This window comes from Stenotrophomonas sp. WED208 (assembly GCF_040984485.1).
Taxonomy (GTDB): domain Bacteria; phylum Pseudomonadota; class Gammaproteobacteria; order Xanthomonadales; family Xanthomonadaceae; genus Stenotrophomonas; species Stenotrophomonas riyadhensis.
This window is the reverse complement of record NZ_JAZARB010000001.1, coordinates 1,181,201-1,204,838: the sequence shown is the minus strand read 5'-3', so window position 1 is coordinate 1,204,838 and position 23,638 is coordinate 1,181,201. Positions and strand designations below refer to the sequence as shown.

General features: G+C 66.7%; 18 protein-coding genes and 1 riboswitch. Of the genes, 7 read left to right on the top strand and 11 right to left on the bottom strand.

The window, feature by feature from the left end; genetic code table 11:
* Positions 1 to 5: 5 nt before the first annotated feature.
* Entirely contained in the window at positions 6 to 1,292 is a 1,287-nt protein-coding gene (locus VPH47_RS05250; RefSeq protein ID WP_110713144.1) for a HAMP domain-containing sensor histidine kinase, read from the bottom strand.
* Positions 1,279 to 1,992, bottom strand: coding sequence for a response regulator transcription factor (locus VPH47_RS05245; protein WP_110713146.1), 714 nt, complete (start codon positions 1,990 to 1,992; stop codon positions 1,279 to 1,281). The genes VPH47_RS05250 and VPH47_RS05245 overlap by 14 nt, the downstream gene beginning before the upstream one ends.
* A gap of 130 nt (positions 1,993 to 2,122) precedes the next feature.
* Here VPH47_RS05245 and VPH47_RS05240 point away from each other — a divergent pair, with 130 nt between their 5' ends.
* The 4 genes from VPH47_RS05240 (at position 2,123) to VPH47_RS05225 (ending at position 8,911) form a co-directional block, all read left to right on the top strand.
* Entirely contained in the window at positions 2,123 to 3,826 is a 1,704-nt protein-coding gene (locus VPH47_RS05240) for an ArnT family glycosyltransferase (protein ID WP_368850273.1), read from the top strand.
* Positions 3,827 to 3,937: 111 nt separating this feature from the next.
* Positions 3,938 to 4,690 (top strand): phosphatase PAP2 family protein, encoded by a 753-nt coding sequence (locus tag VPH47_RS05235; protein WP_368850272.1) that lies wholly within the window; start codon positions 3,938 to 3,940, stop codon positions 4,688 to 4,690.
* On the top strand, positions 4,687 to 6,336 hold the full coding sequence (locus tag VPH47_RS05230; RefSeq protein WP_368850271.1) for a phosphoethanolamine transferase: 1,650 nt from the start codon (positions 4,687 to 4,689) through the stop codon (positions 6,334 to 6,336). The genes VPH47_RS05235 and VPH47_RS05230 overlap by 4 nt, the downstream gene beginning before the upstream one ends.
* 610 nt (positions 6,337 to 6,946) lie before the next feature.
* A complete protein-coding gene (locus VPH47_RS05225) occupies positions 6,947 to 8,911 on the top strand; it encodes a M2 family metallopeptidase (RefSeq protein WP_368850270.1) in 1,965 nt (654 codons plus the stop codon).
* 119 nt (positions 8,912 to 9,030) lie between these two features.
* Here VPH47_RS05225 and VPH47_RS05220 read toward each other — a convergent pair whose 3' ends face one another.
* From VPH47_RS05220 to VPH47_RS05210, 3 genes are all read right to left on the bottom strand, one after another.
* Entirely contained in the window at positions 9,031 to 9,423 is a 393-nt protein-coding gene (locus VPH47_RS05220; RefSeq protein ID WP_069116224.1) for a hypothetical protein, read from the bottom strand.
* A 68-nt stretch (positions 9,424 to 9,491) separates the two neighbouring features.
* Complete coding sequence (locus tag VPH47_RS05215) at positions 9,492 to 10,388, bottom strand: siderophore-interacting protein (RefSeq protein ID WP_368850269.1); 897 nt, start codon at positions 10,386 to 10,388, stop codon at positions 9,492 to 9,494.
* Between the two features lie 141 nt (positions 10,389 to 10,529).
* Positions 10,530 to 11,756, bottom strand: a complete 1,227-nt coding sequence (locus VPH47_RS05210) for a multidrug effflux MFS transporter (protein ID WP_106469715.1) — start codon at positions 11,754 to 11,756, stop codon at positions 10,530 to 10,532.
* 300 nt (positions 11,757 to 12,056) lie between these two features.
* A riboswitch (glycine riboswitch) is annotated at positions 12,057 to 12,159 on the top strand.
* A gap of 62 nt (positions 12,160 to 12,221) precedes the next feature.
* On the opposite strand from VPH47_RS05210, the gene gcvP reads away from it, so the two are divergent.
* Positions 12,222 to 15,089, top strand: coding sequence for an aminomethyl-transferring glycine dehydrogenase (gene gcvP / locus VPH47_RS05205; protein WP_368850268.1), 2,868 nt, complete (start codon positions 12,222 to 12,224; stop codon positions 15,087 to 15,089).
* A 92-nt stretch (positions 15,090 to 15,181) separates the two neighbouring features.
* On the opposite strand, the gene VPH47_RS05200 is transcribed toward gcvP, so the two are convergent.
* The 3 genes from VPH47_RS05200 to VPH47_RS05190 form a co-directional block, all read right to left on the bottom strand.
* Positions 15,182 to 15,592, bottom strand: coding sequence for a VOC family protein (locus VPH47_RS05200; RefSeq protein ID WP_368850267.1), 411 nt, complete (start codon positions 15,590 to 15,592; stop codon positions 15,182 to 15,184).
* 103 nt (positions 15,593 to 15,695) lie between these two features.
* Positions 15,696 to 17,063, bottom strand: coding sequence for an amino acid permease (locus VPH47_RS05195; RefSeq protein ID WP_014038111.1), 1,368 nt, complete (start codon positions 17,061 to 17,063; stop codon positions 15,696 to 15,698).
* Positions 17,064 to 17,145: 82 nt separating this feature from the next.
* Positions 17,146 to 17,868 (bottom strand): AraC family transcriptional regulator, encoded by a 723-nt coding sequence (locus VPH47_RS05190; RefSeq protein WP_032127825.1) that lies wholly within the window; start codon positions 17,866 to 17,868, stop codon positions 17,146 to 17,148.
* A gap of 107 nt (positions 17,869 to 17,975) precedes the next feature.
* Here VPH47_RS05190 and VPH47_RS05185 point away from each other — a divergent pair, with 107 nt between their 5' ends.
* Both VPH47_RS05185 and VPH47_RS05180 read left to right on the top strand, forming a co-directional pair.
* Positions 17,976 to 18,380 (top strand): hypothetical protein, encoded by a 405-nt coding sequence (locus VPH47_RS05185; protein ID WP_121504627.1) that lies wholly within the window; start codon positions 17,976 to 17,978, stop codon positions 18,378 to 18,380.
* A gap of 77 nt (positions 18,381 to 18,457) precedes the next feature.
* Positions 18,458 to 19,255, top strand: coding sequence for a hypothetical protein (locus tag VPH47_RS05180; protein ID WP_368850266.1), 798 nt, complete (start codon positions 18,458 to 18,460; stop codon positions 19,253 to 19,255).
* A 63-nt stretch (positions 19,256 to 19,318) separates the two neighbouring features.
* Here the strand turns inward: VPH47_RS05180 and VPH47_RS05175 are convergent, their stop codons facing one another.
* The 3 genes from VPH47_RS05175 to VPH47_RS05165 all read right to left on the bottom strand — a co-directional run bounded on the left by VPH47_RS05175 (position 19,319) and on the right by VPH47_RS05165 (position 23,601).
* Positions 19,319 to 21,442, bottom strand: coding sequence for a methyl-accepting chemotaxis protein (locus tag VPH47_RS05175; RefSeq protein ID WP_153855755.1), 2,124 nt, complete (start codon positions 21,440 to 21,442; stop codon positions 19,319 to 19,321).
* A gap of 110 nt (positions 21,443 to 21,552) precedes the next feature.
* Positions 21,553 to 22,191, bottom strand: a complete 639-nt coding sequence (locus VPH47_RS05170; protein ID WP_110713165.1) for a hypothetical protein — start codon at positions 22,189 to 22,191, stop codon at positions 21,553 to 21,555.
* Positions 22,192 to 22,308: 117 nt separating this feature from the next.
* Complete coding sequence (locus VPH47_RS05165; RefSeq protein ID WP_006463282.1) at positions 22,309 to 23,601, bottom strand: adenylosuccinate synthase; 1,293 nt, start codon at positions 23,599 to 23,601, stop codon at positions 22,309 to 22,311.
* Positions 23,602 to 23,638: the final 37 nt, after the last annotated feature.

Sequence of the window (23,638 nt, the reverse complement as noted above, 5' to 3'; positions counted from 1 at the left end):
ACCGGTCAGGCGGGGCGCGAGGCGCCGAAGTCCAGAGTGACGCGCGTTCCGCGCGGCTCGCAGGGCTGCAGCTGCAGGGTCCAGCCCAGGTGCTCGCACAGCCGTGCGATCAGGTCCAGGCCGATGCCGCCGCCACGATCGGCGCGCCCGCCACGGGCCATGCGGGCGTGGATGGCGGCAATCTCCTCCGGGCTCATGCCGTGCCCCGGGTCCTGCAGGGTCAGCACCGCCGACGCGCTCAGCTGCAGTTCGATATGGCCGCGGCCACTGTTCTCGATGGCGTTGCGCAGCAGGTTGCCGATCGCTGCCTGCACCACCGCCAGCGGCGCGACGATGTCCACCGGTGCGGCCTGGATGCCGATGCTCAGGTCCTTGTCGCCCAGCAGGTGGCGATGGTCGTCGACGATTTCCGGAAGCAGCTGGTCCAGCGCAATGCGCTCGGCACGAGCCGCCAGTCGCGCCGGATCACGGGCCAGCACCAGCAGCAGTTCGATCAGCTGCTCCACGCTCTGCGCCGTGCGCAGCACCCGCTGCATCTGCTGGCGCGCGCGATCGGGCAGGCCCGGCTGTTCCAGCGCCAGCTCGGCGGCACCGGTCATCACCGCGATTGGCGTGCGCAGCTCGTGGCTGGCGGTGCTGATGAAGACCCGCTCGCGCTCGACGAACTGCTCGTTGCGGTCCAGGTAGTCGTTCAGCGCATCGGCGATGGTATGCAGCTCGGAGCTGCCACGCGGGTCGACCTCGATGCGCTGGCCCTGCACCCCAGGTCGCAACCCGGCAATGCGCTGCGCCAGCAGGCTCAACGGACGCACCATCCGCTCCATGCCGAACGAAGCCATCAGCACGGTGACGAAGATCATGATCACGCCGGCCAGCATCACCCAGCGCGTGGCGAACTGTTCCAGGTCGTGGAAGTCGGAAATGTCCAGCGCCAGTGCCACCCGCCCCATCGAGCCGGTATCACGCACCATCACCGCAGTCTGCCGCCCCTTGATCGGGACCCCGTCATGCAGTCCCGGGTGCAGCGTACGCACGCTTTCCGGCATGTTGCCTTCGTCAAAGCGGAACAGGCTGAGCGTGTCCGAGTCCTGCCAGCGGTAGTGCGGCTCGTGCTCGGTGTGCTCGACGATGCTGTCCAGTTCGGAATTGAGCAGCGCACGCCAGGCGGCGTGCTCGGCATGCTCGTGCACGTAGTTGCCAACGCTGAACACCGCGACCGACAGCAGCGCCAGGTAGCCCAGCAACCACCACACCACCCGCCGGTACAGCGGCCCCGGCTTACGCGCCTTCATCATCATCCTTGCCGGCATCGCTGGCCGTGGCCACCGCCAAGCGGTAGCCAACCCGCGGCAGGGTATGGATCAGCTTCTCGGCGAACGGCCCATCCACACTGCGGCGCAGCTCATAGACATGCGAACGCAGCAGGTCGCCATCCGGTGGCTCGTCGCCCCAGAGCGCGAACTCCAGCTGCTGGCGGGTCACCGCGCCCGGGCTGGCCCGCATCAGCACTTCCAGCAGCTTGCGGCAGGCCGGGTACAGATGCAGCACCTGGCTGCCGCGCTGGGCCTCGAGGGTCGCCAGATCCAGCACCAGGTCGCCCACCTGCAGGCGCTTGCGCGGGTTGCGACCCTGCGCGCGCAGCAACAGGGCCTCCAGCCGCACCTCCAGCTCGGGCAGCGCGAAGGGCTTGGTCAGGTAGTCGTCGGCGCCGGCGCGGAAGCCGGCGATCTTGTCCGGCAGTTCGTCGCGCGCGGTCAGCATGATCACCGGCACCTCCGACGCATGCTCGGCGCGCAGCCGGCGCAGCACCTCGGGGCCTTCCATGCGCGGCAGCATCCAGTCCAGGATCACCGCGTCGTAGGGATGGCTGCCGGCCAGGTGCAGGCCGGTGATGCCATCCGGAGCCACGTCCAGCACATGCCCGCGCGACTCGAAATAGTCGAACAGGTTGGCCACCAGCTGGCGGTTGTCCTCGATCACCAACAGACGCATGCACGAAACATCCACGGAAGTTCGTAACATGGTAGCGCTGCCCATGTCGGAATGCGGTCGCCTTGGCCACCTCTGACGCTTTTCCCACCCCCGCCACCTCAGAATGGCTGTTTTGCTCCCGGAGCCTGCCGTGCCCGTAGCCCTGCCCCGCCGTTGGCGCCTGCCCCTGTTGTGGCTGCTGATCATTGCTGCGTTGGCGGCCGGTATCGGCCTGCGTCAGCCGCAGCCGCCGGACGAACCGCGCTTCGTGCTGGCGGCGCGGACCATGGTCGAGAGCGGGCAATGGCTGCTGCCGCACCGCGGCGTGGAGCTCTACGCGGAAAAGCCGCCGGTCTTCATGTGGCTGCAGGCCGCGGCCTACGAGATCGTCGGCAGCTGGCAGTGGTCGTTCCTGCTGCCGTCGTTGCTGGGCGCCCTGCTCAGCCTGTGGCTGATCTCGGACCTGGCCCGCAGGCTGTGGTCGCCCCGGCATTCCGTCTATGCCCTCGCGGCGCTGTTCTGCACCCTGCAGTTCGGGCTGATGGCCAAGCGCGCGCAGATCGACATGGTGCTGGTGGGGATGACCACCGTGGCCCTGTGGGGGCTGATGCGCCACCTGTGTGAACGCCGCAACCTGCCCGCCCTGTGGCTGGCCGGCTTCGCCGCAGGCGTCGGCACGGTGACCAAGGGCGTGGGCTTCCTGCCGCTGCTGATGGCGCTGCCCTGGTTCGGCTGGTGGCTGTACCAGCGCCGCCGTGGGCACCGCGTCGAGGGGCCGCACCCGGCAACGCTGCTGTGGCTGATTCCAGCCTTCCTGCTGGGCGTGGGGGTGTGGTTGGCGCCGTTGGGGTGGGCTCTGCTGCACACCCCCAGCGCCGAACTGCAGGCCTACGCGCATGAGCTGTTGTTCAAACAGACCGGCACCCGCTACGCCAATGCCTGGCACCACCGCCAGCCCGTCTGGTACTACCTGCAGGTGATCCTGCCCCTGTGGCTGCCGGGCAGCCTGCTGCTGCCGATGCTGTTCAAGCCCTGGTGGCGCCGCCTGCGCCGGGGCGACCGCCGGCAGTGGTTGCTGCTGGGCTGGGCCGTGCTGGTGCTGGTGTTCTTCAGCGCCAGCCCCGGCAAGCGGGAGGTGTATCTGCTGCCGATGCTGCCGGCAATGGCGCTGGCCGTAGCACCGCTGCTGCCGGGCCTGCTGCGTCGGTTGTGCGTGCGCCGCTACCTGTTCGGCTACAGCGTGGTACTGATGCTGGCGACGGGCGTGCTCGGCGTGATGCTGATGACCGAGCACCCGTGGGCCGTGGCCCAGCTGGAGCGCCGGGCCATGCCCGACACCCTGCTTCCGGTGCTGGGTGACGGCCTGCTGACCTTCGCCATCGCCCTGGCCACGTTGATCGTCTGGCTGCGGGTACGCCGCGCCGCAACGCTGGTACTGCTGACCCACGGCATGCTTTGGATGCTCTACGGTCTGGTGCTGATCCCGGCACTGGACCCCTACGCATCGGCGTCGGCACTGATGCGCCGGGTAGGTGCGCGGATCGGCCCAGACGCGGAGCTGGCACTGGTCGCCTGGCGCGAGCAGAACCTGCTGCAGGCAGACCGGCCGGTGCGCGAATTCGGCTTCAAGCGCCCCTGGGCAGAGCAATGGCACGACGCCGGCCCGTGGCTGGCCGAGGCACCGGACAAGCGCTGGCTGCTGGTACTGGATGATGCGATGAGTCCCTGCGTGGACCCAGCCAAGGTGATCGATATCGGTGTTGCCAATCGCAATCGTTGGCAACTGCTTCCCGGTACGGCCTGGGACCCGGAGTGCCACGCCGAGCGGACAGGATCGACCGCCGAAGAAGACTGAACGTTGACACGTGCCGGGCAAACATTAACCCGGCACGAACGAGCGTCCGACCCTTCTCCGACATCCAGGTGACGAGCATGACCGCGGATTCCCGAACCGCCCTTTCCCAGCATGCCCGTCCAACCCATTGACTCGGTAGCACCGCTTGCAACATCGCCACTGGCGTCAAGATTTGCCGTAACTCACCTTTGGCTACCTGTCGCAATCGGTCTGCCCTTGTTTACGCTGCTGATGGGTTTCGGCGGCGATCAATGGGTAGCCGACCACCTGTTCCGTCTTGAAGGCGGCCATTGGGCGTTGCAGGACGCCTGGGTCACCCGCACGCTTGTGCACAAGGTGGGCAAATGGCTGAGCACGGCTGCAGCGCTCGTGGCGATCCTGTTGTGCTTCCATCACTGGCGCAAGGGTCGCGATCGCACCCTGCGGTGGGCGCTGCTTTATGTCGTTATTGCCATGGCCCTGGGTACCGGCGTGATCTCCCTGCTGAAGTCGCTGGTGCCGATGGAATGCCCGTGGGACCTGCTGCGCTACGGCGGCCACCAGCCTTTCATCGGGCTTTTCACCGTGCGCCCGGCCGGCATGGCGCCGCAGGCCTGCTTCCCGGCCGGTCACGCCAGCGCTGGCTATGCATGGTTGTCTCTGTACTATTTCGCCCTGCTGTGGCGCCCGTCGTGGCGCTGGGCCGGACTGTGGATCGGCCTTGGCACTGGCCTGGTGTTCGGCATCAGCCAGCAGCTGCGGGGCGCGCATTTCCTTTCGCATGACGTTGCCACTGCGTTGATATGTTGGCTGCTTTCGCTCGGCCTGTATGTCCTGATCCGCCGTCAGCTGGACCGTCCCAACCGCCAGGAGGCAAACGCATGAGTGCATCGGTCCAACGCCCCGCCCGCCTTCCCGCATTGGCGAGTCTTCGCCGCTGGCGGCCGCAGCTGTCCACCGAAGCACTGATCGCCCTGACCAGCCTGTTCTTCGCGGTGGCCGGCAACGGCCTGTTCTGGCACAGCGCAATGGCCAGCCATCCGGGCAGCCTGCGCTACGCGCTCTCGCTGCTGCTGTTGCTGCTGGGTGCGCACGGCGTGCTGCTGGGCATCCTGGTCTGGCGCTGGAACGCCAAGGTGGTGATCAGCCTGCTGTTGCTGGTAACCGCCTTCGCTGCGCACTACATGAGCCGCTACCACATCTACCTGGATGCGGACATGCTGCGCAACGTGCTGGCGACCGACCCCAAGGAAAGCCGCGAGCTGATGACCGTGTCACTGCTGTGGCCGGTACTGCTGCTGGCGGTGCTGCCGATGATCGTGCTGTGGCGCGTGCAGCTGCGCCGTCGCAGCTGGGGCCGCAGCCTGCTGTGGCGCCTCGGCTTCCTGGTGGTGGCGGCGGTGACTGCCGTCGGCGGCGCGTTGATCTCGTTCCAGGACGTCTCCGCACTGATGCGCAACCAGCGCGAAGTGCGTTACCTCGCGACACCGGCCAACGTACTGCTGGGCATGCCGCGTGCACTGCGTGGCGACAATCCGGTGCAGCGCGCGCCGAAACTGCCGATCGGCACCGATGCCAAGGCCACCCCGCGCGCGCCGGCCAGCAAGCCGCGCCTGCTGGTGATCGTCATGGGCGAGACCGTGCGCGCGCAGAACTGGGGGCTCAACGGTGGCCGCAACACCACCCCGGAACTGGCCCAGGCCAGCGTGGTCAATTTCCCGGACATGCATTCGTGCGGCACCAGCACCGAGGTTTCGCTGCCGTGCCTGTTCTCGCCATGGGGTCGCCACGAATACGACGAAAAGAAGATCCGCGCGCACCAGTCGTTGCTGCATGTGTTGAACCGCGCTGGCATCGCACCGCTGTGGCGTGACAACCAGTCCGGCTGCAAGGGCGTGTGCGAGGGCCTGGATTTCCAGTCGCTGTCCGATGCGACCACCCCGGGGCTATGTGCTGATGGCCGTTGCATGGACGAGATCCTGCTGCAGGACCTGGCCACCCAGGTGCGTGCGAAGCCCGGCGACCGCGTGGTGGTGCTGCACCAGCTGGGCAACCACGGCCCGGCCTACTTCGAGCGCTATCCGCCCGCGTTCCGCCGCTTCACCCCCACCTGCGACACCCGTGACATCGGCCGCTGCACGCGCGAGGAGATCACCAACAGTTACGACAACGCCGTGCTGTACACCGATCACTTCCTGACCAAGACCATCGGCACGCTGCAGGGCATGCAGGATTACGACACAGCGATGATCTACCTGTCCGACCACGGCGAGTCACTGGGCGAGAAGGGCCTGTTCCTGCATGGCGTGCCCTACGCCATCGCCCCGGCCGAGCAGACCCGGGTACCGATGACGATGTGGTTCTCGCCGGGCTTCGCCAGCAGCCGCGGGCTGGACCTGCAGTGCGTGCGCAAGCGTTCGGCGGCCTACACCGACCACGACAACCTGTTCCCGTCGGTGCTGGGCCTGATGCAGGTGAAGACCTCGCTGTACGAGCGAGACCGCGACGTGTTCGCCAACTGCGAGAGTTGAGGGTTGTTCGGCAGGGCCTGCAGCCCTGCACCTGCAGAGGCAACCGCAACCGCAACGGCCGAAGCAACAGCAACAGCGTGCATTCCGTGGGATGGCGGGGTGGGTCCGGTGGCGGGAGACGCCGTAAACCCATCCCTGGGGGCTTGGCCGCGGCATCCATGCCGCGGACACTCCCGCCACCGGACCCACCCCGCCTTCGACAGTTTTCCGCGATCTGTTGGAACGACCGTGGGGTCAGATCCGTTTTCCGGAGGAAAACGGATCTGACCCCATTCTTGTTTGTCGATACCTGACAGATGTGTCGACCAAGGTCGACACCCACCAACAGCCGCCGCGATCTGTCAGAGGTGGGGCGGTGTGGGCTTGCAGGACCGTTGGCGCCATGGATGGCGCCATCGAGCCCCCATGGATGGGTTTACGGCGTGTCCTGCAAGCCCACACCGCCGCGCCATCCCACGGATACCCTGCTTTTGCGGTTGCTTCGGCGTTTGCTGTTGCTTGTGCTCTGGCCTCTGCGGGTGCCGGGCGCCGCCCGGCCGACTTCCGCCACTTGCGGTGGCAGCAACTGCCCACTAGCCTTCGGCCGTCGTTCACCACCCAAGGACCGCCCGTGAAACACCGTCATCTCCTGCTGGCCTCGGCAATCGCCGCCGCCACGCTGGCCCTGGCCGCCTGCAAGAAGGAAGCTGCCCCAGGCACCGATACCGCCAGCAGCAGCGCCCCGGCCGGCGAAACCGCCGACCAGTTCGTGGCCCGCATCAATGCCGAATTCAAGGCCGCCTACCCGGAGATGACCTCGGCGCAGTGGCTGTCCTCCACCTACATCAACAGTGATTCGGAACGCATCGCGGCCAAGGCCAACGAGCGTTCGCTGACCCAGCTCAACAGCTGGATCGAACAGGCCGCCACGTTCGACGGCAAGCCGATGAGCGAGGACAGCAAGCGCGCGATCCACCTGCTGAAACTGATGTCCTCGATGCCGGCGCCGCGCGACCCGGCCAAGCTGGCCGAGCTGACCCAGATCGCCACCCGCATGGAAGGCAGCTACGGTGCCGGCAAGTACTGCACCGACGCCAACGATCCGAACTCCTGCCGCCAGCTGGGCGAGCTGGAGCAGGTGCTCGCGCGCAGCCGCGACTACGACAAGCAGCTCGATGCCTGGCAGGGCTGGCACAGCACCACCAAGAGCATGCGCGGCGACTACCAGAAGTTCGTCGGCCTGGTGAACGAAGGCGCCAAGGGCATGGGCTTCACCGATGCCGGCCAGATGTGGCGCAGCGGCTACGACATGCCGCCGGAGCAGATCGGCCCGGAAACCGACCGCCTGTGGGAACAGGTCAAGCCGATGTATGAGCAGCTGCACTGCTATGCGCGCGGCAAGCTGGACAAGACCTATGGCAAGGACAAGGCGGAAGTGGGCAACGGCCTGATCGCCGCACACCTGCTCGGCAACATGTGGCAGCAGGACTGGTCGAACCTGTGGGACCAGCTGGAACCGTACCCGGGTGCCGGCAGCCTGGACATCACTGCAGCGCTGGAAAAGCAGTACCAGACCAACCTGAGCGCAGCGCTGGCCAAGGCCGGCAAGGACGCCAACGTGGCCGCGCAGTACAAGGCGCAGCGCGAGGCCGAACTGCGTACCGCCAAGCAGATGACCGAGCGCGCGCAGAACTTCTACGTGTCGTTGGGCATGCCGTCGCTGCCGCAGTCGTACTGGGAGAAGACCCAGTTCATCAAGCCCGACGATCGCGACGTGGTCTGCCACGCCAGCGCCTGGGACATGAACATGGAAGGCGACGTGCGCACCAAGATGTGCATCAAGCCGAACGAAGAGAACTTCACCACCATCTACCACGAGCTGGGCCACATCTATTACGACCTGGCCTACAACCCACTGCCGCCGCTGTTCCAGGGCGGTGCCAACGATGGCTTCCATGAAGCGATCGGCGACACCATCGTGCTGGCGATGACGCCCAAGTACCTCAGCTCGATCGGCCTGGTCGATGCACCGACCGAGAGCCGCGAGGCAGTCATCAACAACCAGATGCGCATGGCGCTGTCGGGCGTATCGTTCCTGCCGTTCGGGCTGATGATCGACCGCTGGCGCTGGGGCGTGTTCGATGGTTCGATCACCGCCGACAACTACAACAAGGCGTGGTGGGACCTGAAGGCAAAGTACCAGGGCGTGGCACCGGCCAGCACCCGTGGCGAAGAGTTCTTCGATCCGGGCGCGAAATACCACGTGCCGGGCAACACCCCGTACACCCGCTACTTCCTGGCGCGCATCCTGCAGTTCCAGTTCTACAAGGGCCTGTGCGACGCGGCCGGCTACAAGGGCCCGTTGCATGAGTGCACCTTCTACGGCAACAAGGAAGCCGGCCAGAAGTACTGGGCGATGCTGAGCAAGGGCGCCAGCCAGCCGTGGCAGGCCACGCTGAAGGAGTTGACCGGCACCGACAAGCTCGATGCCGGCCCGATGATCGAGTACTTCACCCCGGTCAACGAGTGGCTGAAGCAGCAGAACGAAGGCCAGATGTGCGGCTGGCAGGCCAACGCGGCACCGGCGGCGAAATGAAAAAAGGGGCGGATCCGCGAGGATCCGCCCCTTTCCGGTAGTGCCGGCCGCTGGCCGGCAACCACGCGATGAAGACCCAACGGGCAGCCGGCCAGCGGCCGGCTCTACCGAAATGCCTGTCAGCTGTCCTTCTTCGCCGCCATCGCGGCAGCCAGTTCGGCCTTGAATTCTTCGAAGGTCTGGCCCTTCTCTTTCGCTTCGGCCTGCGCGGCATCGCGCAGCGCATCGGAATACATCAGGCGCACCGGCGTACCGTTGCGCTCGTGCAGTTCACCGGCCTGCATGATCAGCGCCAGCACCTGCGCGGCCGAGTCACTGTGCCCGGCGATGCGGCCATCCATGCCCAGCACCCATTCGCCATCACGGCGCACGACACCGGCCAGCAGGGTGCGCTGCGCATCGCGCAGCTCGGCATGCGGCTCCACCGGCGAGGCCTGGGCAGCGGCCTTGTTGGCGGCCTGCTTTTCCTGGCGACGGCGCTGGTCGCGGCGGGTCTTGGAGCTGGTGGACATGGTGCGGTACCGCTGCGAGGGGGGCGCAAGGATAGCGCACCCCGCCCGCAGCGCCGCTTCACGTCGCCTCAGTCCAGTACTTTGCCGTGCCTCCAGTAGCCCATGAAGGTGATCGCGCGGCGGTCCAGCCCACAGTCGCGGACCAGATGGCGGCGGATCGCCATCACGGCCCCTGCCTCGCCTGCCACCCAGGCATACAGCGGTCCGCCCACACTGGCATCGGCCTGCTCCCAGAGGATCTGCGCGTCGACGTCGATCTCTTCCAGCGCATCGTCGGCAGCCACGCTCGACGACGCCGCCAAGCGCGCCTGCACTGCCTGCAGCAGGGGCTGCCCGTACGTCGCCTGCCCGCGCGGCAACCACACCAGCTCGGCCGTGGCCGGCGCCTTCAGCGGTACCGCGTCGCCGGCCTGGGCCACCTCCAGCAGGGCCAGCGTGCGTGGCGGATCCGCCATGGTTGCCAGTTCCTCGAGGATGCCGGCCACTGCCGGCAAGGCGGTCTCGTCAGCCACCAGCAGTACCTGGCCAATCCCGACCGGCGGTTTCCACTCCCAGCCTTCGCTGCTCTCGGCGCAGTCGGCGTCCGGGGCCAGCAGCACCACGCGGTCTCCCGGCCTTGCATGCATGGCCCAGCGCGAAGCGGGCCCGGTCACGCCGTGGATGACGAAATCGACGTCGACCTCGCCCTGCTCGGCGCGTAGCTGGCGGATCGTGTAGGTGCGCATCGGCGGGCGCTGATCATCCGGCAGCGCCCGGTAGCGCGGGTACCAGTCCTCGCCGCTGGGGACCTGCGGCAGGTCCTGGCCGGGCAAGGGGAAGAACACCTTGATCCGCTGGTCCGGGCCTTCGGTCTTCATCCGCGCCACGTCGGCACCAGTGAACACCATGCGGTCCAGGGAAGGGGAGAGAACGCGGCGCTCCTTCAGCGCCACCTCGAACAGGCGGTAGGTCTGCTGCGCAGCCATGGGGGAACCTCATGCAACGACATCGGATTGGCTGGCTGTCGTGCACCTGTGCACCGGCTGGCTGGAGTGCCCAGCCTAGTCCCGTGGTTTCCCGTCGCAAGCGCTGCGGGCGTCGCGGCCTGCCCTACCCCTGCACGCTGCTCAGTGACCCGTGCAGACTGCCTGCGCCGCGCGTTCACGTTGGTGTTCCCAGTACCAGAACACGAAACCAGCACCGAAGAAGGCGGCCTGGCCCAACGCCAGGTGCAGCGGGCTGGCGCTGAGCAGCGGCGACACCACGCCGGCCACCACCGTGCTGATCATCAGCTGCACGAAGGCCTGCAGCGACGAGGCCAGGCCGCGCTGGTGCGGGTACATGTCCAGCACCGCCAGCGCCAGGATCGGGAAAATCAGCGCCATGCCCATGCCGCCCAGGAAGATCGGCAGCACCGCCCACGGCAGCACGAACTGCGGGGCCAGCGCCACGTAGCCGACGTTCAGCAGCACCGACAGCGCGCACAGGACGAAACCGATGGCGACCTGGCGGGTGGGCGTGGTGTGCCCGGCCATGCGCCCCGACAGGAACGAGCCGGTGGTCATGCCGCCGATGGTGGGGATGAACAGCCAGGCAAAACCACCCTCGCCCAGATGCAGGTGCTGCATCACGAACACCGGCGCCGAGGAGATGTACAGGAAGATGCCGCCGAAACCGATGCTGCCGGCCAGCGCCAGGCGCAGGAACCGCGGGTTGAAACCAATGCGCACGTAGTCGCGCATCAGCACGCGCGGCGACAACGGCACCCGTGCCTCCACCGGATGGGTTTCCGGCAGGTAGCGTGCGGTCGCCGCCAGCAGCACCAGCGCGAACACCACCAGGAACCAGAAGATCAGTGGCCAGCCGGCGCCGCTGAGCAGGATCCAGCCGCCGATGATCGGTGCGATCGCCGGAGCGATGCCGAACAGCATCGACACCTGGCTCATCAGTCGCTGCGCGTCGTGGCCGTGGTACAGGTCACGGATCACCGCACGACCGACGATCATGCCGACGCCTGCCGACAGGCCCTGCAGCGCGCGGAACGCCAGCAGCGTGGTCAGGTCGGTGGACAGCGCGCAGCCAACCGAAGCGCCGACGAACACCACCAGGCCGCCCAGGATCACTCGCTTGCGGCCCCAGGCATCGGACAGCGGGCCGTGTGCCAGGCTCATCAGGCCGTAGAACAGGAGGTACACGCTGATGGTCTGCTGCACTGCCACCTCGTCCACCGCCAGGCGCTGGGCCAGCTGCGGGAACGCCGGGAAGATGGTGTCGATCGAGAACGGACCGAACATGGCCAGGCCGGCGAGCAGCAGGGCCATGCGGCGGGTGGAAGGAGCAACAGCGGCGGTCATGGAGAAGGCGTCCGGCAGGGCCATGCGCGGCACGCACGGCGGGCGCCGGTCCCCCTGCAGCAGGGACGGCGCCAGATGAATTCGGGTATCCGCCCATCATAGGTGGGGATTGCGCCTGATGCCATGCAGCAGTGCACAAAACGCACGGACGGGCCATCGGCCATTCAGGCGCGGCGGCCAGGTCCGAAGGCGGCCGGCGCGCCCGCAACGGGCTATAATCGGCGGGCAACACGGTGGGAGAAGCGGAACACCGCTGCCGAAGGCGCAACGCCCGTAATCGCTCAGGCCCGATACCACCCGTAACACAACTCTGGAGAGACCGGTTCGATCCGGCGCCGAAGGGGCACGAAGCTGCGGTTCGCCGCGCTTCCAAACTCTCAGGCAAAAGGACAGAGGGGCGCCCCGCAGACCGCCGACCGGCGGCTTGTGCCCGTGCGTGTGCCCTTTCCTGACGGATCCTTCGCCATGTCCCAGAACACCCCTTCCCTGCGTGAGCTCGAGCATCATTCCGCGTTCGTCGAGCGCCACATCGGTCCCAACGATGCCGAGATCGCGCAGATGCTCGACGTCGTCGGCCACGCGTCGCTGGATGCGATGACCGATGCCATCGTGCCGGCCAAGATCAAGTCGCCGGCGCCGCTGGCGCTGCCGGAGTCGATGACCGAAGTGCAGGCACTGGCGAAGATCCGTGCGATCGCCGACAAGAACACCGTGCTGCGCAGCTTCATCGGCCAGGGCTACTACGGTACCCACACGCCGAACGTGATCCTGCGCAACATCCTGGAAAATCCGGCCTGGTACACCGCCTACACCCCGTACCAGGCGGAAATCTCGCAGGGCCGCATGGAAGCGCTGATCAACTTCCAGACCCTGTGCGCCGACCTCACCGGCATGGAAATCGCCAACGCCTCGCTGCTGGACGAAGCCACCGCCGCTGCTGAAGCGATGACCCTGGCCAAGCGTTCGGCCAAGTCGAAGTCGGACACCTTCTTCGTGCACGACGCCGTGCACCCGCAGACCCTGGAGCTGCTGCGCACCCGCGCCGAGCCCATGGGCATCGTGCTGCGCGTCGGCACTCCGGCCGAAGCGCTGGAAGCGGAAGCCTTCGGCCTGCTGCTGCAGTACCCGGACACCTTTGGCCAGGTCGGCGACTACAAGGCGCTGGTCGATGCCGTGCACGCACGCGGTGGCCTGGTGGCCGTGGCCACCGACCTGCTGGCGCTGACCCTGCTGGCCGCCCCGGGCGAATGGGGTGCGGACATCGTGGTCGGCAACAGCCAGCGTTTCGGCGTGCCGTTCGGCTTCGGTGGCCCGCACGCGGCCTTCATGGCCTGCCGCGATGCCTACAAGCGCTCGATGCCGGGCCGCCTGATCGGCGTCTCGGTCGATGCCCAGGGCAACCCGGCCTACCGCCTGACCCTGCAGACCCGCGAGCAGCACATCCGCCGCGAGAAGGCCACCTCCAACATCTGTACCGCACAGGTGCTGCTGGCGGTGATGGCGTCGATGTATGCCGTCTACCACGGCCCGGAAGGCCTGACCCGCATCGCCCGCCGCACCCATCGCCTGGCCTCGATCCTGGCTGCGGCGCTGCGCAAGGCCGGCGTGCAGGTTGGTGGCGACTTCTTCGACACCCTGCATGTCACTGGCGTGCACGCCGATGAGATCCACGCCAAGGCCCGCGCCGCCGGCTACAACCTGCGCGCGATCGACAGCGACTCGGTCGGCATCAGCCTGGACGAGACCACCACCCGCGCCGACATCGTTGCCGTGGCTGCCGTATTCGGTGCCGCACTGGATGTCGACGCGCTGGATGCCAGCACCGCCGATGCCCTGCCGGCCGGCCTGCTGCGCCAGTCCGCATTCCTGACCCACCCGGTGTTCAACACCCACCACAGCGAGCACGAACTGCTGCGCTACCTGCGTTCGCTGGCCGACAAGGACCTGGCGATGGACCGCACGATGATCCCGCTGGGCTCGTGCACCATGAAGCTCAACGCCACCGCCGAGATGATCCCGGTGACCTGGCCGGAGTTCTCGCAGATCCACCCGCTGGTGCCGGCCGACCAGGCGCTGGGCTACAAGGAACTGATCGATACGCTGGAAGCGATGCTGGTCGAGTGCACCGGCTACGATGCGGTCAGCCTGCAGCCGAACTCCGGCGCGCAGGGCGAGTACGCCGGCCTGCTGGCGATCCGCGCCTACCACCGCTCGCGCGGTGAGGAACATCGCGACATCTGCCTGATTCCGGACTCGGCGCACGGCACCAACCCGGCCTCGGCACAGATGTGCGGCATGAAGGTGGTGGTCACCAAGACCGATGCCAACGGCAACGTCGACGTCGAGGACATCCGCCTCAATGCCGAAAAGTACAGCGACCGCCTGGCCGCGATCATGATGACCTACCCGTCCACGCACGGCGTGTTCGAGGAAGAGGTGGTGGAGATCTGCGAGATCATCCACAAGCACGGCGGCCAGGTGTACACCGACGGTGCCAACATGAACGCCCTGGTCGGCGTGGCCAAGCCGGGCAAGTGGGGTTCGGACGTTTCGCACCTGAACCTGCACAAGACCTTCTGCATCCCCCACGGCGGTGGCGGCCCGGGCGTCGGCCCGTGCGCGGTCAAGGAGCACCTGGTGCCGTTCCTGCCGGGCAAGCTGGGTGACCACGGCCCGGTCGGCATGGTCAGCGCAGCCAGCTTCGGCAGCGCCTCGATCCTGCCGATCAGCTGGATGTACATCGCGATGATGGGCACCGAAGGCCTGCGCAAGGCCACCCAGGTCGCGCAGCTCAATGCCAACTACATCGCCAAGCGCCTGGCCCCGCACTTCAAGACCCTGTACACCGGCCGCAACGGCCTGGTGGCGCATGAGTGCATCCTGGACGTGCGCCCGCTGGAGAAGACCAGCGGCATCGGTGCCGAGGACGTGGCCAAGCGCCTGATCGACTTCGGCTTCCACGCCCCGACCCTGAGCTTCCCGGTGGCCGGCACGCTGATGGTCGAACCGACCGAGAGCGAGTCGCTGCACGAGCTGGATCGCTTCATCAACGCGATGATCCAGATCCGCGAGGAAATCACCGCGATCGAAGACGGCCGCCTGGACCGCGAGGACAACCCGCTGAAGAACGCACCGCACACTGCCACCGCAGTGACCGCGAGCGAGTGGACCCACGCCTACCCGCGCGAACTTGCCGCCTTCCCGCTGGCCAGCCTGAAGCAGAGCAAGTACTGGCCGCCGGTGGCCCGTGTCGACAACGTGTACGGCGACAAGAACGTGATGTGCGCCTGCATCCCGGTCGATGCCTACAAGGATGATGAAGTCGAGGCGTGATTCCTCGCTGCATCGGTAAAGAAAACGGCCCGCGCAAGCGGGCCGTTTTCATAGGGGCGTATGGACCAGGGCCCACACCCACAAACATCCGATCACGGGTCCGGCATCTGCCCCAGGCTCAACTGCCACGACATGCCGAAGCGGTCCTGCACCCAGCCGTAGCGGTTGCTGAAGTCATAGTCGCCCACCGGCATCAACCAATGGCCGCCCTCACCCAGTACCCGCGCCGCGCGCTCGAACTGCTCGGCACCGGAACACTCGACGAACAACGAGATCGACGGGGTGAAGGTGAATTCGTGCACGTCCAGGCTGTCGAAGCACAGGTAGTGGGTGCCACCGAGCAGGAAGATCGCCTGGCGGACCTGCCCAGGCACACCGGCGCCGGCCCCCTCGGGGTGGCGTTGCAGCGCCAGCAGGCGGAAATCGGCAAAGGCTTCGGCGTACAGGGCCAAGGCGGCCTCGGCCTGGCCGGTGAACATCAGGAAGGGACGGCTGCGCAGCATGCGGTGCTCCTGGTCGACGGGCCGGTGACGGCCCACGCGATCAGGATGGCACGGCAGATGTGCAGCCCCCGTGGTAGTGCCGGCCGCTGGCCGGCAGCTTCAGTCACGCCTCGCGCATGCGCCGCGCGATGGCGCTGCTGGCGGCGATCGTGGCGGTCAGTGCCACCATCGACAGGAACTGCAGCCGGGTGTGCGACTCGCTCAGCAGCAGGCCGAAGATCAGTGCCAGAATCGCCAGCGCGCAGCAGGTCAGCCACGGGAAGCCGGCCATGCGGAACGGCAGCCGGGTACCCAGGCGATCCGCGCGACGACGCAGTACCAGCTGCGACACCAGCGACAGCGTCCACACCAGCAGGCAGGTGGAACCGACGATGTTCAGCAGCACCGGCAGCACCCTGTCCGGGAACAGCAGCTCCATCACCGTGGCGGCGAAACCGAACAGCACGCTGGCCAGCACAGCGATCACCGGCACCTGGCGCGGATCGGTCCAGCCCAACACGGCCGGCGCCTCACGACGCTGCGCCAGCGAATACATCATGCGCGAGGCACCGTAGAGGTTGGCATTGAGCGCCGACAGCAGCGCGATCACGGCAATCAGGGTGATGGCGGTACCGGCGCCCGGGATGCGGGCGATGTCCAGCACGGCGGCGAACGGCGACTTCAGCGCCTCGCTGGTCCACGGCACCACGGCGATGATCACGCTCAGCGAGCCGATGTAGAACACCAGGATGCGCCAGGCCACGGTGCGGATGGCACGGGCAATGCTGCGCTCGGGATCTTCGGTTTCGGCCGCCGCCACAGCCACGATCTCGGTGCCACCGAAGGCAAAAACGACAACCAGCAGTGCCGCGCCGATCCCGGCCAGCCCCTTCGGCGCGAAGCCGCCATGCTCGGTGAAGTTGCTCAGACCCGGCGAAGTCACCTGCGGCAGCCAGCCCATCAGCAGCGCCACACCGATGGCGATGAAGGCCAGGATCGCCGCCACCTTGAGGATGGCGAACCAGAATTCGAACTCGCCGAAGTTCTTCACCCCGAGCAGATTGATCGCGGTGAAGAACAGCATGAAGGCCAGCGCCGCCATCGGTACCGGTATCGCCGGCCAGACCGTGGCAAGAAGCCCGGCCGCGCCGACGGCTTCGGCGGCGATCACGATCACCAGCTGCACCCACCACAGCCAGCCCACGGTGGCGCCGGCGGTGGCCCCCATGGCATCAGCGGCGTAGACCGAGAACGCGCCACTGGTCGGCTTGGCCGCCGCCATCTCGCCCAGTGCGTTCATCACGATGATCACCAGCGCACCAGCGACCAGATACGACACCAGAACCGCCGGGCCGGCCGCCTGTACACCCACGCCCGAGCCGAGGAACAGGCCGGCGCCGATGGCGCTGCCCAGACCCATCATGATCAGCTGGCGGGGCTTGAGCGAATGTCCGAGACGGGACGGCGAAGCGGTCGGAATCGAGTTGGGCATCGGCGGGGCTGGCGGCGGGCTACAGGGGCGACACCTTACCCTGTCCCGTGCCCACGGGGATAGGCACAGCGCAGCAGGCGGCTCAGGCCAGCGCCGGCTCGCCGACGTTGCCACCAATACGGGCCCGGTAGGCGCGCGGCGAGAAACCGGTTTCAGCCTTGAACTTGCGGGTAAAGGCGCTCTGGTCGCTGAAACCGCAGGCCTGGCCGATGCAGGCGATGCTGTCGTCACCGTGCAGCAGGTGCATGGCCATCTGGATCCGCAGCCGGGTCAGCACCTGCTGCGGGGTCATCTGGAACACCTTGCGGAAGCTGCGCTCCAGCTTGGACAGCGAGAAGCCGGTGATGTCCAGCAGGGTCTGCATGCGCACGTTTTCGGCGTAGTGCGCATTGAGGTGGGCCAGGGCCAGCCGCAGCTGCTCGTACTGGGTGCCCAGGCTGTCCTTCTGGCCAAGGTCGCGGGATATGCCGATCAGGCCCTCGATGGCCCCATCGACCACCAGCGGGCGCTTGCAGGTCAGGCACCAGCCCGGTTCGCGGTTGGCGAACAGGTGCAGCTCCATCAGGTTCTCGATCACCTCGCCGGACAGCACGCGGGCGTCCTGGTCGACGTAGTCCGCACTGAGGCCGGTCGGGTAGATTTCAGCCGCGGTACGCCCGATGACGTCCTTGCGCGCGCGCAGGCCCAGCCGCCGCAGCATGGTCTGGTTGACGTGGGTGTAACGCCCCTGAAGGTCCTTGATGAAGAACAGCACATCCGGGATGGCGTCGAACAGGGCTTCGATGTCGGCGGGCTCGACTCGCATGCCACAAGCATAGCCGAGGCCCCTTGCCGGTGCGATCACCCTTGCGGGACTTGCGCTTAACGCCGCCAGGTCCACCGTGGGGGACAGCCCCCACCGGAGAACCGGCCATGCCCCGCGGTGACAAGTCCGCCTATACCGAAAAGCAGAAGCGCCAGGCCGAGCACATCGAAGAGAGCGAGCGCGAGCGCGGTGCCAGCGAAAGCACCGCAGAGCGCATCGCCTGGGCCACTGTGAACAAGCAGGACGGCGGCGGCAAGCGCAGTGGCAGTGGACGCAAGGTGGCAAAGAAGGTCACCACCAGGAAGGTGGCTGCCAAGAAGACTGCTACGAAGAAGGCGCCGGCCCGCAAGACGGCCACGAAGAAGGCAACAAAGAAGACGGTGGCGAAGAAGGCCACCACCCCTGCATCGCGTAGTGCTGCCGCGAAGAAAGCGGCGAAGACCCGTGCGGCGAGGAAGACCGCGCGAAAGGTGGCGGCGAAGAAAGCGGCACGTACCCGCGCCAGCAGCTGAGCCCGTCAATCGGGATTGACGCCCGCAGATCAGCCATACTTCTCCAAGCCGCTGGACGCGGCAAAGGGGAATCATCCATGAATGTCCAATGCTCCGCAGCTTTGGCAGCCCTGCTATCGATGGCACCCGCTGCGCATGCGATCACCGCCTCTGACCCACCCCACGAATCCCGTCAGGCTGCGACCGCGACTGCGGACGCCGATATTGCGCGGATCGAATCTCTCGGCCGGTCATTGTTCGAACATGATCTTGCCGCCGAACGCGCAACCGACGCACTCGTAGCGAAGGGAATGCGCAAGGATGACCGCGTTGCTGGATGGGTCACCGAACAACGCGACAACCGCTATGTCGTCAGTATCCTCGGAGGTGCCAGTAGCGTGCTGTATCGGGTAGTCACCGACGACAAGGGAACGCTTGCCGGTCCTGTACAGACCCTGTCGCCACCCGAGCCACTATCGCCTTATGAGGCCGGCGCGGCAGCTGCGCGTGCACTGGCATTGAGCAGCAAGTTTCAAGCGTGCTCGAAGAACTACAACACGGTCGTGCTACCGAACGTGGACGGCACGGCAAATGCCTGGAGTGTCTACCTGCTTCCCGGCACATTCGATCCTGCAGCGGTGCCTCTGGGGGGAAGCCATCGCGTGGAAATCGCGGATGAAAAGATCACTTCCAGCCGGCCTTACACCCTCTCCTGCATCACGCTGCAGCGTCCACCGCGGAAGGGTGCCATGATGGTGACCCACCTACTCGATCCAACGCCGACCGAGGTCCACGTTTACTGGAGTCTCTGGGCACGCGCGCCACTGTTCGTGAGTACGGCCAAGGACGTGATCTGGAAGATTGAGAACGGACATATCAGCAAAGTCGTGGACTGACATCCGGTCACACCATGGACGCCCATGGTGTGACCGGCACCACAACGCTTACCGCGCAGCAGCTCAGGCTGCGCGACGCGGCACAACCGAAGCTGCGTCGCCTTCCACCTTGAACACCGACACCGACGTGGTCAGTGCATGCGCCTGTTCTTCCAGTGCGCGGCTGGCGGCGGTGGCTTCTTCCACCAGCGCAGCGTTCTGCTGGGTCACCTGGTCCATCTGCACCACCACCTGGTTGACCTGCTCGATACCGGCGGCCTGTTCCTTGCTGGCCGCAGCGATATCGCTCATCAGCTGGGTCGTGCGCGAACTTGCCTGCGCCACGCGCGCGATCGCCGCTTCCGATTCAACGGTCACCGCCAGGCCACTCTTCACCTTCGCAGCGGCGTCTTCGATCAGTTCCTTGATCTCCTTGGCGGCGACACCGGCACGCTGTGCGAGCGTGCGCACTTCGCTGGCGACCACGGCGAAACCACGGCCCTGCTCACCTGCACGCGCAGCTTCCACTGCAGCATTCAGCGCCAGGATGTTGGTCTGGAACGCGATGCCGTCGATCACCGTGGAGATTTCCGAGATGCGTGCCGAGGACTGGTCGATCTCACCCATGACCGACGCCATCTGTGCCATCGCCTGTTCGGTCTCGCGTACGGCGGCACCGGCGGCATGCGCTTCACTGTCGGCCTGACGCGCCAGCTCGGCGTTCTGGCGCACGGTGGAAGTCAGCTCCTCCATCGATGCGGCGGCTTCTTCCAGATTGGCCGCCTGCTGCTCGGTACGGCGCGACAGGTCGTTGTTGCCGGCGGCCAGTTCCTGCGCCGCGTTGTTGATGCTGTCGGCAGCCACCTGGATGCCTCGCACGATGCCGGTCAGCTGTGCGGTGGTGGTGTTGGCGTCGTCGCGCATACGGGCGAACACGCCGTCGTACTCGCCATCCATGCGTGCGGTCAGGTCGCCGTGCGAGATCGCGCGCAGCACGTCGGAGACATCGGCGATGCTGGCCTGTGAACTGGCCATCATGCCGTTGAGGTGCTCGACCATCGCCTTGAACTGGAACTGGAATGCAGCGGCGTCGCCACGCATGCTGAAATCACCGGCGCGCGCGGCGCGGGCCAGTTCATCGATCTGCGCGTTGATTGCCATCAGGCTCTGCTTCACTGCCGCCAGGGTGCGGGTCAGCGTGCCCTTCTCGCCCGGGTAATCCGGCAGGTCACGGCTGAGGTCGCCGATGGCGTAGCGCTGCATCACCTCGGCCATCAGCAGCTCCACCTGCACGTGCGATTCGACCAGGCTGTTGGTGGCCTGCACCATGCGGCCGAAGTCACCGGGGAACGCCGTGACGTCCATGCGATAGCGGATCGCGCCGGCCTCATGCTGCTCTGCCATCTGCAGCTGTGCGCCGATCGCCGCCTGCACACTCTGCCGCACACTGGCCATGGCTTCGCCCAGCTGGGTCAGTTCATCGCGGCCACCAAGACGAAACTCCTGGTCCAACTGTCCCTTGGACAGGCGTTCGGCCAGGTTCACGGCGCGGGCCAGCGGGCCGGTCAGGCTGCGGCCGATCATCACCGAGGCACCGATGCCCACCAGCAGCGCGACACCGCCCAGCACCAGCAGCTGCAGCAGACTGCGCTCACCCAGACGAATCGCCTCGGCGGCGGCATCACGGCTTTCCTTCTCTTCGAAGTCCACGCCATCGGACAGCGCCTTGTTCCAGCCATTGGCCGCTTCCTGCACCGGCCCCAGGGTCAGCGCCACGGCGCCCGGGTAGTCGCCCTGCTCCATCAGTTCGCTGGTCTGCTTGTTGAGCGGGCGCGCAATGGCACGCTTGGCCGCGATGGTTTCGGCAATGGCCTTGCCGTCGGCGTCGCTGGGCAGCGCCTGGTAGGCGGTCCAGCTGGCCTCGTAGCGCTTCACCAGATCGGCGATGCGCTGCTCGTCGTGGCCGCGGTCTTCGCCCTGGCGGATCAGCATCTCGCGGCGCACCACCATCATCTGGTTGTTGGCATCGAGCATCTGCGACAGCAGGCGCACCTTGGCCACGCTGACGTCGACCACCTGCTGCATCGCGCGCTTCTGCACGACACTGGCGGTGGCGCCGGTGGCCACCACGGCGGCGACCAGCAGCAGCAACAGGCCAAAGCCCAGCCCAAGACGCCAGGCAACCCTGACATTCCTCAAGTAGTTCATCGGTACATCCAAAACGGGGGGATGCGCCCCTATCGGCCGCTGCCGGGCGTGGCTTGATGGCGACCATGCCATCCGGCCGGGTACGGTTCAGAGAGGTGATGGCACGGCGGTCACGGCACCCGGCGCTGCCAGCGCCGCAGGGTGAAGGTGAACACCGCCAGCGCAGCGCCCGGAATCAGCAGGAACAACGCCGCCACCTTCCAGAAGAAGAACGGCCACAGCCACACGTAGTCCAGGTCAGTCAGCTTCAGCACGTCCATCGGTGGCAGCAGTTCCACCGAGGCCACGCGCCCCGCCAGCGCGGGCTCGACCTCCAGAACGGTCACCCGCAGCCACGAACGCCCGCGCGGCAGCGCATCCCCCCGGCCATAGCCGAAGTACGAGGCGGCAAATCCACCAGGCTCAACCGATTCCAGCGCGCGGGTAATGCCGGAGCCCGGCACGCCCGAACGCGTTTCGGCGCGGAAGTCAGTTTGATCTGTCGGGGTTTCCGCGCGCAGGCGCACCTCAGGGTCGATCGCCGTGGCAGTACCGTCATCCGCGTAACGCAGGCGCAGCCGCAATTGGTCATCAATGAAGCGGTAGACCGTGACCTCGGCCGTCGCACCCGGGCTCAGCACCAGAGGCAGCACCTGCGTGCGTGAGGCCATGTAGTTGGCGATCGCGCCCAGCACCAGCACCGCGCAGGCAAGCGCCCACAGGCTCCACAGCACCCACAGGGTGATCCGCACCACCGTTACGCCCTTCACGCTGATATCCGGGTCATCACGTCACTTCCCTGCTGGCCGTGCCGACACAGTAACGAAAAAGCCCCGCTTTCGCGGGGCTCTTCCTGTCACCTACGCCGGGCAGCGCCCGGCGCTACCTCAGGCGAACGGATCCTGCAGGACCATGGTGTGGTCGCGGTCCGGGCCGGTGGAGACGATGCTGATCGGGCAACCGGCCAGCTCTTCCAGCGAACGCAGGTAGGCACGTGCGGCCGGCGGCAGCTCGTCCCAGTTGGTGATGCCGTGGGTGTTCTCGCTCCAGCCCGGGAACTCCAGGTACACCGGGGTGCAGTCTTCCCAGCCCTGCGCGTCCAGCGGCGCGTATTCGGTGCGCTTGCCGTTGTATTCGTACGCAATGCAGACCTTCAGCTTTTCCATGCCATCCAGCACGTCCAGCTTGGTGATGCACAGGCCGCTGATGCCGTTGATGGCCACGGCACGCTTCAGCGCGACAATGTCCATCCAGCCGCAACGACGCGGACGGCCGGTCGAGGCACCGTACTCGGCACCGCGGTCACGGATGCCCTGACCGACTTCGTCGTCCAGCTCGGTCGGGAACGGGCCGCCGCCGACGCGCGTGGCGTAGGCCTTGGCGATGCCCAGCACGTAGTCGATCGAATCGGCGCCGACGCCGGAACCGGCCAGCGCACCACCAACAGTGGTGTTGGAGCTGGTGACGTACGGGTAGGTGCCGTGGTCGATGTCCAGCAGCGCACCCTGCGCGCCTTCGAACAGCACGCGCTTACCCTGCTTGCGCAGGTCGTGCAGGATGCCGGCCACGTCGGACTTCATCGGCTGCACGTATTCGCCGAAGGCCAGCGCTTCGTCGAAGGTCTTCTGGAAATCGACCGCGTCAGTGTTCAGATACTTGGTCAGCACGAAGTTGTGGTAATCCAGCGCAGTGCGCAGGAGTTCTTCCAGCTGCTTCGGGTAATGCAGGTCGGCGATGCGGATACCGCGACGCGCCACCTTGTCTTCGTAGGCCGGGCCGATGCCACGGCCGGTGGTGCCGATCGCCTTGCCGCCGGCAGCGCGCTCGCGCGCCTGGTCCAGGGCGATGTGGTACGGCATGATCAGCGGCGCGGCCGGGGAGATCTTCAGGCGCGAACGCACTTCCACGCCGGAGGCTTCCAGCTCGGCGATTTCCTTCTGCAGCGCGGCCGGCGAGATCACCACGCCGTTGCCGATCAGGCACAGCGCGTCGTCACGCAGGATGCCCGACGGAATCAGGTGCAGGACGGTCTTCTTGCCGTTGATGACCAGGGTGTGGCCGGCATTGTGGCCGCCCTGGAAGCGCACGACGGCGCCGATTTCCTCAGTGAGCAGATCGACGATCTTGCCCTTGCCTTCATCGCCCCACTGGGCACCCAACACTACGACAGACTGACCCATGACGGGCTCCTCGATTTGTTGCGGCCATCGGGGCCGC

Coding starts and splice junctions, on each gene's coding strand:
- VPH47_RS05250 (WP_110713144.1), bottom strand. CDS start 1,292: ATGAAGGCGCGTAAGCCGGGGCCGCTGTACCGGCGGGTGGTGTGGTGG.
- VPH47_RS05245 (WP_110713146.1), bottom strand. CDS start 1,992: ATGCGTCTGTTGGTGATCGAGGACAACCGCCAGCTGGTGGCCAACCTG.
- VPH47_RS05235 (WP_368850272.1), top strand. CDS start 3,938: ATGCCCGTCCAACCCATTGACTCGGTAGCACCGCTTGCAACATCGCCA.
- VPH47_RS05230 (WP_368850271.1), top strand. CDS start 4,687: ATGAGTGCATCGGTCCAACGCCCCGCCCGCCTTCCCGCATTGGCGAGT.
- VPH47_RS05220 (WP_069116224.1), bottom strand. CDS start 9,423: ATGTCCACCAGCTCCAAGACCCGCCGCGACCAGCGCCGTCGCCAGGAA.
- VPH47_RS05215 (WP_368850269.1), bottom strand. CDS start 10,388: ATGGCTGCGCAGCAGACCTACCGCCTGTTCGAGGTGGCGCTGAAGGAG.
- VPH47_RS05210 (WP_106469715.1), bottom strand. CDS start 11,756: ATGACCGCCGCTGTTGCTCCTTCCACCCGCCGCATGGCCCTGCTGCTC.
- gcvP (WP_368850268.1), top strand. CDS start 12,222: ATGTCCCAGAACACCCCTTCCCTGCGTGAGCTCGAGCATCATTCCGCG.
- VPH47_RS05200 (WP_368850267.1), bottom strand. CDS start 15,592: ATGCTGCGCAGCCGTCCCTTCCTGATGTTCACCGGCCAGGCCGAGGCC.
- VPH47_RS05195 (WP_014038111.1), bottom strand. CDS start 17,063: ATGCCCAACTCGATTCCGACCGCTTCGCCGTCCCGTCTCGGACATTCG.
- VPH47_RS05190 (WP_032127825.1), bottom strand. CDS start 17,868: ATGCGAGTCGAGCCCGCCGACATCGAAGCCCTGTTCGACGCCATCCCG.
- VPH47_RS05185 (WP_121504627.1), top strand. CDS start 17,976: ATGCCCCGCGGTGACAAGTCCGCCTATACCGAAAAGCAGAAGCGCCAG.
- VPH47_RS05180 (WP_368850266.1), top strand. CDS start 18,458: ATGAATGTCCAATGCTCCGCAGCTTTGGCAGCCCTGCTATCGATGGCA.
- VPH47_RS05175 (WP_153855755.1), bottom strand. CDS start 21,442: ATGAACTACTTGAGGAATGTCAGGGTTGCCTGGCGTCTTGGGCTGGGC.
- VPH47_RS05165 (WP_006463282.1), bottom strand. CDS start 23,601: ATGGGTCAGTCTGTCGTAGTGTTGGGTGCCCAGTGGGGCGATGAAGGC.